This is a genomic window from Patescibacteria group bacterium (assembly GCA_041660565.1).
Classification (GTDB): domain Bacteria; phylum Patescibacteriota; class UBA1384; order CAJBMM01; family CAJBMM01; genus JBAZWC01.
In genome coordinates this window covers 1148-9855 of sequence record JBAZWC010000004.1, presented here as the reverse complement: position 1 = coordinate 9855, position 8708 = coordinate 1148, and the positions used below count along the sequence as shown (strand labels likewise).

Sequence of the window (8708 nt, the reverse complement as noted above, 5' to 3'; positions counted from 1 at the left end):
TGACAAGTACCGATACTGTCAATTCTGTCGAAATGCGTAAAGTTTGGAAAACACTGAAACGGAATGGCGCACGTCCGTTGGGAATGAACTTTTTGGCTATCGTTGATCCAGAAGTGTCGCAAGATATTTCCGCCGACGATCTGTTTCATTCGGCTCATGAATTGAAGGATGTTACTGCGCTTTATAACAACGAGATTGGTGAGTGGATGGGTTTTCGTGTAATGGTGAGTAACTTTATTGCTACTCATGCGTTGATTGCTGACGCGGATTGGACAAGCGCGGCTGCTGCAACTGGTAGTTGGGCTGGTGGAGATAACAAAACTGTTTATGTCAAAATCACTCGTGTAGAAAGCGACTTTGGGTTTGAAACCGATGTTTCTAACGCCGAAGCCGTTGCTGACGTAGATAATAACGAGAAAATCAATATTACCTTCCCGTCAACTCCCGCGACTGGTGTGACATATAACGTGTATGTTAGCGATACCGACAATACTTCAACGGATGCAAATCTGCGTCGGATTTCGACTGGAAATGCTGCTGCTGCCGTGTTGGATTTGACAACGATCATCACTACTTTCCCAACGGCTGCATCGTATCCTACGACTGCGCCTGCAACACCGGGGACTGGTGTGACCGTGCATACGTCGTTTATGTTTGGTAAGGAAACTTATGCGATGGTTGATCTTGCGGGTGATAACCTGAGAGTTTTGATTACCCCAAGCGGACCTTCGAAGAGCGACCCTGCCGATTTGACACGTCCTCTTGCGTTGAAAGGAAGTTTCAAAGCTGTTGTGCTGAATGAAGATTATCTACAACGGCTTGAGAGCGCCAGCGCGTTTGATTAATTGACAATTTAACCTGGAATGGGCGGTAGGATGATTCCTACCGTCCGTTTCTTATAAGGAGAAAATCAGTGACAACTGATGAAAAATCCATTGACGAGAAACTTGCGGAAGCCAACGTCGAGTTTGATGCTCGATTAAAAGCAGAAAAACGCGAAGCGAAAACTGTTGCTGGCGAGCGATCTGTGCCGAAGCCACAAAAGGTTCGCGTTGTTCCGAAGTCAAATAAACATAGAATTGGCGGTGTTGCTCATACGCATTTTCGTGAACGCGAAGACGATATGTTGGAAGTTGATTGTTTGTATGTTGAGCATTTTGTAAATGACCGCAAAGGGTTTAAAATCAACAATATCCGATATAGCGGAAAGGTTATCGTTCCTCAATGTGTCGCCAATTATTTGTCGAAAATGCAAAACGATCATCAAGCATCCGAACGGGCGATGTTTGAAGATCGTGGGCGGCGGGTGTATATGGGTGAAGTGACTGGATAGGCGTTTGCAACGTGGCGAACGGCTAGTTCGTCTCAGGCCCCCAACAGGCTGAACACTGAATATGTTGGTTGAAAGGTGATTTATGAGTTTGGGAATTGTTTCGAGATCGTTTCGACGTGGGAAACCACATTCTACTACGGTGATTGACGGCGTGCCGGTTACTTATCGTCCTGGGACACCACGATACGTTAGTGGATTACTATCCGCAAGTGGTGATGGTTTGACTTATGCTGGCGCAAAAAAGACTATCCAGGAAGCTGTAACCGCTGCTCAAGTAAATGACACCATTTATATAAGACCATTGGCTTTGGGTTCTTATTACACCGAAAGCGTAATCGTGCCGAATACAACGCGAGGGTTGAGTATTATAGGTGCTACGACTACCAAAGGTGGAAGCGTATATCAAGCTTGTACTTGGAGAAATTCAAGCAATAGCGTTGATGATTCAGCGTTAGATTGGAGAGCGGGGCATCAGTCTATTGAAAATGTCCATTTTTTCAGTCGGGCTGCCCAAGAACGTGGTTTTGGCATTAAAGCGTATTGGAATACTGGTAGCGGGCTGAATATTGGTTCGGCGATTGTGAATTGCGGATTTTCGTCCAACTTAGCAGATGCACCTGCTGCTGCTGGCTTGGTACAATCAGCCATTAGGTTTGATTCTACCGAAGGCCAGTTGGTGGAGAATTGCTTTTTTGTTGACTGCCGAGTTAGTATTGCTGCGGGTTCGACGATGAACGCCTGGAAAGAAATTGTCATTAAGGATAACATCTTTAATGGTCAGGCTGCGAATATCGCTGCTGATTTGTTCTTGGCCGATGGTTTGAACTTGGCAGTTGTTGGTAATCACTTTGGTCACATCGTTCCGGCACATGCTGCTGGTACAATGCAGAAGTTTATCTTCGTTATTGGTGGAGCGACAGTGCATGGATTGGCCAGTGGCAATTACTTCGGTAGTGCCAACGCTGGTTATGGTACTGATAACACCAACCATGCTACCATCATCCGTAGTGGTAACTTCTACAGCGGCGGAATCATGACTTCGTAAGAGGCATTATGAGTATCACTATAATCGTAAGAGATGGAAAGCCAAGAGGCAAAACCCGATCACAAATTGATCGTGAATTATACGACAACGGTTGGGGAAGTACGTTCCGAAACGAAGGCGACAAAGACAAGTGCGAATTCGTTGAACGTAAGCTTAAAAAGCAGCTTGGTGTTGATGATGCTCAAGTTCCTGCTTCAGTGATTAATCGAATAGACGAAAAATAACCGTTTCGGGCCGTGGCGCGAGTTCAACGGCCCCAAGCTTTAAGGAGGCTAAGGATTATGTCCGATACCGAAACCAAAGTCGAGCAGGGAACGACCAACGAGCCGGGCCTGATGCTGACGATCTCTAAGCAGACTGCAATGACAGGCGAGGTGATTTCTGTTGCCACAAACCTACCAAAAGGTTGGACTCGTGAGCAACTTTCTGGATTGATAAATGATGTTACTTGGGCAATTGACAAACGCATGTCTAGTGTGAACGAAAAGGTTCTTGAACTCACCAACAAGCATCTCGAAGATTTGTATCTTACCAAAGTCGAAGGCGAAGCTTAGGATACGTTGTGCCAAAAGAATCTACCAACGGACGTGTGACACTTGCGGTTTTAGGGACCAAACTTGACGCATTGACCGATTCTTTCAATGGATTTAAGCAAGATTTTACAAAACATTTAGATGATTATAAGCAAACACAATTTGATGTAGATAGATTGAAAGTTTCGGCGGATAACCATAAGTGGCATTTTCGCGCAGTATGGGTCGCTTTGGTAAGTTTTATTTCTGCTGTCGGGATTACCTACTTCAAATAAGGAACATATTCAATGGGTGCTTTGACAAGTACAGTGATCGTTTCTCAGGCGCTTGAGCGTTTGGGCAATGCAACTTTGACAACGACAGCGGGCATTTGGTTGTTGAATCTTCTCGACAGACTTTACGAAGATTATTCATGGCCTTTTCTTGAAAAGATCGCTACTGGATCGTTAGCAGCCGAGGCAACATCAACTAATTTGCCAGCAGATTTTGATTCTCCAATTTCACACGATTCGTTTGTACTGACTGACGTGAATGGAATCAATCATTCGTTGCGGTTCAATACAGGATATGACCAAGATTTGCTAAACGATCCTGGATTGATTGGTGAACCCAAACATGTGATTATTGATTTGAACGCAATGACGTGGCGAACGTTCCCGTTGGCAAATCAACAATACACTTATCAAATTCGATATAAATTCAAACCTGCCCGATCAGATGTTGCATTTACGCCGGATTTCCCGAACGACGAAATAATGATCCAAGGTGTTTACGTTCGCGGATTGCAGCACGAAGACGACGACAGATATGTTCCAGAAAACCAGGAACTTTTGCGAATGATCTCAGTGTATAAAGCGAAGTTCAACAAACAGCCGATGCGATCACAACGGGTTCAGTTGTCGAGTAAATTTGGCACTCCAATTGTTTTTAGATAAAAAGGATAAAAAATGGCTACAATAACTCCAATCACGGCTTCCCAAATGCCTTTCATCAAGGCGTTTGCCGGACCAACGAAAGTATTCCTTGGTGCGACGAACGAAGCTTTGGCAGCAAATGTTGATGTAACATTCAATACTAAAGGTGTTCGGCGGGTAAGTTTTCAGCCTGTCTTCGCTGGATATACCGCCGTTACTGTCAAAGCACAACGATCCGTGGATAACGTAACTTGGGCTGACGTTGCGAGCGCAACAACTGATACATCTGGTGCCATAATAGATTTTGCACCTGAAGCGCCATATACGCGGCTCAATATCACTGGAACCCTTTCTGCTGGCGCTGACGATATGGCTGTTTGGGCATATTTGGATTACGCTGAAGTTCGATAGGAGTCTTTTGTGGCTGATAAATATGTAGGCGAAGACTTGGCTCGCTCGCTGCCTGGTATGCGTTTGATCGAACGTGCTGGCGAAGGCGGGAATTCGTTGTTGGATTTCTTGCGTAAGTTGTATGGACAAAGTGGCAATTTACCTGCTCCACGCCCAGGTGATGATTTGCAGCGTCAGCGCGGTCAAATGTCCGAACCCGAATATCGACAATATCTCGCCGACCAGTTGCGTCAAGGCCAGCAAACGCAGCAATCGCTTCCTGTTCCTCCAAGCAAATAAGGAGTTCCATTGGCTGAACTCGTAAAAGCCGGATACCTGACAAATGCGAGTGGTGTAAGTTCAAAAGCGACTACCACGACGGGCGTTTTCTTTGTCAACTTACCGCACGTACCATCTGTTACGTTGCTTTATATTACTTTCAGCGCCACCGGATCGGTAAATATTCAATTAAAAGACGGCAAATCGACTGATTATATTCCGATAAAGACGATCACGGCGAATTCACTTGTCAAATTGGCAGTTCCAGCAGCAACGTTGGCATGTAACATCACTGCCAATACTGGTACGATAACAATTCATTATCGGACGGTTGTTTTTGACGCAATACCGAATTTTGCCGTTGAAGTTTTTACAGCGGGGGCGATTGTACCACAAACGATAACAACAACCGGGACGGTTACTTCGACACTTGTTGATGTCCAGAAACGTCTTTATGGTCCGGCACAACCAACAACAATTGCAGCTACGCTTTATACCGTACCAACGGCGAAAAAGACAACGCTAGAGTTGATTCATGTCGTGAATACTACGGCAAGTATTGCAACAATAACCCTTTCGATTGGTGCCGATGCTGTGGCAACACGTTTGTTGAGCGCATTTTCGATTCCAGCGAATGGGATATTAACATTACCTGGTACATGGTCAATGATTGCTGCCGAAGTCATTCAAGGTTTGCAAGGAACGTCAGGCGCGTTGACGATTGTTTTAAATGGCACCGAAACAACAGTTTAAAACACCAAAAGTTCCAACGAATACTGCGGTTGCAGCGTCGGGGATTTCATTGTTCCCGGCGGTTGAGGATCACGATCATGGTGTGTCTGCAAGTTCTTTGCCGGGTGCTGCGGCAGTTACCGCAGCTTCGACAAAAATTACTTTGGCCGGAAGTCCATCAACAGCGGCTTTGACGGCATTTTCAATTGATGTAGCCGAAGCAAACCTTACGCATAACAACTTGGGCGGTTTGACAACTGGCGATCCGCATACGCAATATCGACTGGAAGCTGCGGATCATTCTCATCAATCTACCGGACTTCAAGCAGGGCAGTTAGATCATGGCCTTGCGCTTACTGGATTAACGGATGACGACCACACACAGTATGCCTTGCTTGCTGGACGAAGTGGTGGGCAAACCTTAATTGGTGGGACTGCCGCAGGGGATGATTTGATACTGCGAGCAACGTCCGGCGTAGGCGTTGGTAGTGAAGCCATTATTTTTCAGCTTGGTAGCAACGGAGCAAATGAAGTGCTTCGGGCTACAAGAGCAAATAGTCAGGGACAAATAGGTATTAACACAGTTACGCCCGTATCCCCATTGCATATACTCAACCTTAGCGATGCGGCTAATGCCTTTACGCTACAAGGGGATGGAGTTAATGCTAATCTGAAATTTGATCGTTATTCCGCAGATGTTAGTGGAGCAATCTTCGTAGGGCGTAAGGCAAGAGGTACATTAGCATCACCATCACAGTCACTTAGCGGTGATTCGCCTTTGTCGTTTATAAGTTATGGAACAAATAATGCTGGCGGTGAAGTACCTTCATTGGCGGCTTTTTCTAGTTTGTTTACGGAAAATACTACAACTACGGCAGGTGGGTCGGCATGGGAATTTTTAGTTGTAGCAAACGGCGGACTAGTTCAAAAACGTAGTTTGTATCTTGACCAAGACGCAAGCATACAACACCATGCAGATGGTATCTTCAAAATGGCGGGTCAGAATAGATTTCGTCATCAAGAAAATTGTGTAGCTACTTATCGTACTACTAATCAATCTATTAATGATTCCACTTTTACCGCAATTTCGCTTGATGCTGAAGACTTCGATACCGATGGAATGCACGAAGCTGTAACTAACCCCACAAGAATTACTATTAATCTTACAGGGAAATATTTCGTAACAGCAACAGCTTTTTGGGGTGGAAGCGCAACAGGATTGCGATTTTTAGTTATTCGAAAAAATGGTGGTGCGACTGATCTACTAACCGCTGGAATGGGCGGTAATGCTTCTGGCGTACCACAGAATGTTAATGGTTTGCTTAACCTGGCTTCTGGTGACTATATAGAAGCCTTTGTATGGCAAAATTCAGGTGGCGCATTAAATTTAGTTGCATCTGGAACCTCACTTAATTTTCATGCAAATTACATTGGAGAATAATTATGGCTATAACTTTTGAAGAAACCGCACTCGCCTGGGCACGGCTGCTCATGCGTGCCGAACAAGCAGAAGCAAAAGTCACTGAACTTGAAACCAAATTGGCGAAGTTGGAAGACGAAAAATCCAACGCCAAACGAAAAAACAATTTGTAAACGTTCCATTGTGGTGATTTATGAAAATCGATTGTAATCCAAATCCATTGTCGTTTGATGGACAGTTTACACATTTCATTAATTCGCTTGACCAGGTAAATAAAGTGGTTTTGGTATCTAAGTTTGAAGTCAAACCTACCACCACACCAGGTGAAATTGATTTCAAAATAACTTTGCTTGATGGTAGGAAGTGGTTTCAGGTTATGAAAAAGATTGATGGAAAATGGGCAATGAAAACCACCCAAATGGATTATATGACAGTTCTTGAAGTTGCTCCATTTCGTGACGTTCGCGTGTATTTGAATAATTTGGTAGATGCTGGATTGATAGATATTAAAATAGATTACTAATTGGGCGTTTCATGCTTCGTAACCGTACCGAAACCGAAGAAATCAAACTCAAAGGCGTCGATCTCGTAAGCGAAGATGCCGACGTGAAATTGGGATCGTTTGTACTTTTACAGAATTATATTCCCACAAAGATATTTTCGTTGCAAAAAAAGCGTGGAGTGGTTGCATTGTCAACAACTGTGATCGTTCCAACAGTGCCGGGTGCTTGCACGTAAGGTGATTATGTCAGACTTCAAAGAACGTATTCAAGACGACAAATACCAACATATGCTTGCCGGTATGATTGATGACTTTTTTGCAAAAGTCAAAAACAAAAAATTTAGTGATATCATCGTTGACCAACAAAACTGTGACTTCGCAGAAGTTTTGATGCAATATTCGTTGCTTGAATTTGACCAGCCAACAGCATTGGTAGTTTCGTTTGTTTTGGGGGTTTATATGGCAACTCAAGGCGACGCTCAATTGCCGCGAGATTTGCAATAAGGTCAGTCCATCGTGCTTCGTAATCGACTTGAAAAAGAAGAACCACTTTTGCGTGGTGTGAATTTGGTTGCAAATCCCACGAAATTGCAACTTGGGTATTTCACGAGTTTGCAAAATTGGATTCCATCGAAAAAGTACAAAATCAAAAAGAAACGTGGCCCGGCGTTGCTTGATGGCGTAACAGTTGGTACACCGATATTGACGACGCCGATTCCGGTTGATTGCGGAACGACAACGATTATTGTTTGTCCAACTTGCCACGCGGCAGCATGTGACGATTGCTTGACTGTTGATACTGATGGTACGATTATTGCAAGATCGGCTGAAGCAACCATACCGTGTTATTGTTTTTATGCGCCACAATTGTGTGCAACATCGGTACGTTCTGTTTCGTTGACATTCAAAGCCGTAATCGCTGGCAGCCCAATTTCTGGTGTTTGTATTGGAGTTCCATCGACTGCTACGGCGACAAGTTTTAGCGGATATACATTGCTTTATGATCCTGGGCATGCAACGCAGAAGTTGAAGATCGTCAAGTGGACGACAGCAAGTTTAATATCGTTGAGCAACGGAACCGTATTGACATCACAAAATACAACGTTGGTTGCAAATGACGTAATCCAATTGGCATATGATGGCACAAACTTGGTTGCATTTGTCAATGACGTTCAGCTACATGCATTGGATACCACTGATACTGATTTTGCCGCAAATCAAGGAATGGGATTGGTTGTCGTTGGTACTACTGGCGCTGATGATCGTATGCGATGGGCGGATTTAGTGGCAACCTGTGCTGATGGTTCACCAGTGATTACGATTTGTGATACTCTCGAAGTTACTACTACTGGAAGTTATGTAGACCCAGGGGATACAAATAACTGTTACGACGACAGTTTTAATTTGATTACTCGTTGCTACGATGATAGCCTAACGATTAATACAGCACTAACGAGTACTACAACATGCTTTTCACCAGCATCAAACGACCGTGAACTGACCACATTTGATTATACAACCAGGTCTGATAGTTTATTAGCAAATAGTTGTGCTGGTGGA

Annotated in this window: 16 protein-coding genes; all 16 read left to right on the top strand. The window is 44.3% G+C overall.

Translation table 11 applies throughout. The features are described from left to right. Window positions 1-845, top strand: an 845-nt coding sequence (locus tag WC773_04705; protein ID MFA6082675.1) for a hypothetical protein, incomplete at its 5' end; no start/stop codon positions are given. 68 nt (window positions 846-913) lie between these two features. Further along, a complete protein-coding gene (locus tag WC773_04700; GenBank protein MFA6082674.1) occupies window positions 914-1333 on the top strand; it encodes a hypothetical protein in 420 nt (139 codons plus the stop codon). An 82-nt stretch (window positions 1334-1415) separates the two neighbouring features. Then, entirely contained in the window at window positions 1416-2378 is a 963-nt protein-coding gene (locus WC773_04695) for a hypothetical protein (GenBank protein ID MFA6082673.1), read from the top strand. A gap of 8 nt (window positions 2379-2386) precedes the next feature. Beyond that, on the top strand, window positions 2387-2602 hold the full coding sequence (locus WC773_04690; GenBank protein ID MFA6082672.1) for a hypothetical protein: 216 nt from the start codon (window positions 2387-2389) through the stop codon (window positions 2600-2602). A 57-nt stretch (window positions 2603-2659) separates the two neighbouring features. Beyond that, a complete protein-coding gene (locus WC773_04685; protein MFA6082671.1) occupies window positions 2660-2932 on the top strand; it encodes a hypothetical protein in 273 nt (90 codons plus the stop codon). Window positions 2933-2940: 8 nt separating this feature from the next. Next, window positions 2941-3186, top strand: a complete 246-nt coding sequence (locus WC773_04680; protein MFA6082670.1) for a hypothetical protein — start codon at window positions 2941-2943, stop codon at window positions 3184-3186. 12 nt (window positions 3187-3198) lie between these two features. After that, window positions 3199-3846: a hypothetical protein gene (locus tag WC773_04675; protein ID MFA6082669.1), complete on the top strand. Its 648-nt coding sequence runs from the start codon at window positions 3199-3201 to the stop codon at window positions 3844-3846. A gap of 12 nt (window positions 3847-3858) precedes the next feature. Further along, window positions 3859-4236, top strand: coding sequence for a hypothetical protein (locus tag WC773_04670; protein MFA6082668.1), 378 nt, complete (start codon window positions 3859-3861; stop codon window positions 4234-4236). A 9-nt stretch (window positions 4237-4245) separates the two neighbouring features. After that, window positions 4246-4515, top strand: coding sequence for a hypothetical protein (locus tag WC773_04665; GenBank protein ID MFA6082667.1), 270 nt, complete (start codon window positions 4246-4248; stop codon window positions 4513-4515). A gap of 9 nt (window positions 4516-4524) precedes the next feature. Next, window positions 4525-5247 carry a hypothetical protein gene (locus tag WC773_04660; GenBank protein ID MFA6082666.1) on the top strand — a complete coding sequence of 241 codons (723 nt, stop codon included), beginning with the start codon at window positions 4525-4527 and terminating at the stop codon, window positions 5245-5247. Continuing rightward, window positions 5225-6667, top strand: coding sequence for a hypothetical protein (locus WC773_04655; GenBank protein ID MFA6082665.1), 1443 nt, complete (start codon window positions 5225-5227; stop codon window positions 6665-6667). Before WC773_04660 ends, WC773_04655 begins: the two co-directional genes overlap by 23 nt. A gap of 2 nt (window positions 6668-6669) precedes the next feature. Further along, window positions 6670-6819, top strand: coding sequence for a hypothetical protein (locus WC773_04650; GenBank protein ID MFA6082664.1), 150 nt, complete (start codon window positions 6670-6672; stop codon window positions 6817-6819). 20 nt (window positions 6820-6839) lie between these two features. Further along, the gene (locus tag WC773_04645; GenBank protein MFA6082663.1) at window positions 6840-7169 is read left to right on the top strand and encodes a hypothetical protein; all 330 of its coding nucleotides are present in this window, start codon (window positions 6840-6842) and stop codon (window positions 7167-7169) included. A gap of 11 nt (window positions 7170-7180) precedes the next feature. Then, window positions 7181-7384 carry a hypothetical protein gene (locus WC773_04640; GenBank protein ID MFA6082662.1) on the top strand — a complete coding sequence of 68 codons (204 nt, stop codon included), beginning with the start codon at window positions 7181-7183 and terminating at the stop codon, window positions 7382-7384. 7 nt (window positions 7385-7391) lie between these two features. Next, window positions 7392-7652, top strand: a complete 261-nt coding sequence (locus WC773_04635) for a hypothetical protein (protein MFA6082661.1) — start codon at window positions 7392-7394, stop codon at window positions 7650-7652. A gap of 12 nt (window positions 7653-7664) precedes the next feature. After that, on the top strand, window positions 7665-8708 hold a 1044-nt coding region (locus tag WC773_04630), incomplete at its 3' end, for a hypothetical protein (GenBank protein MFA6082660.1).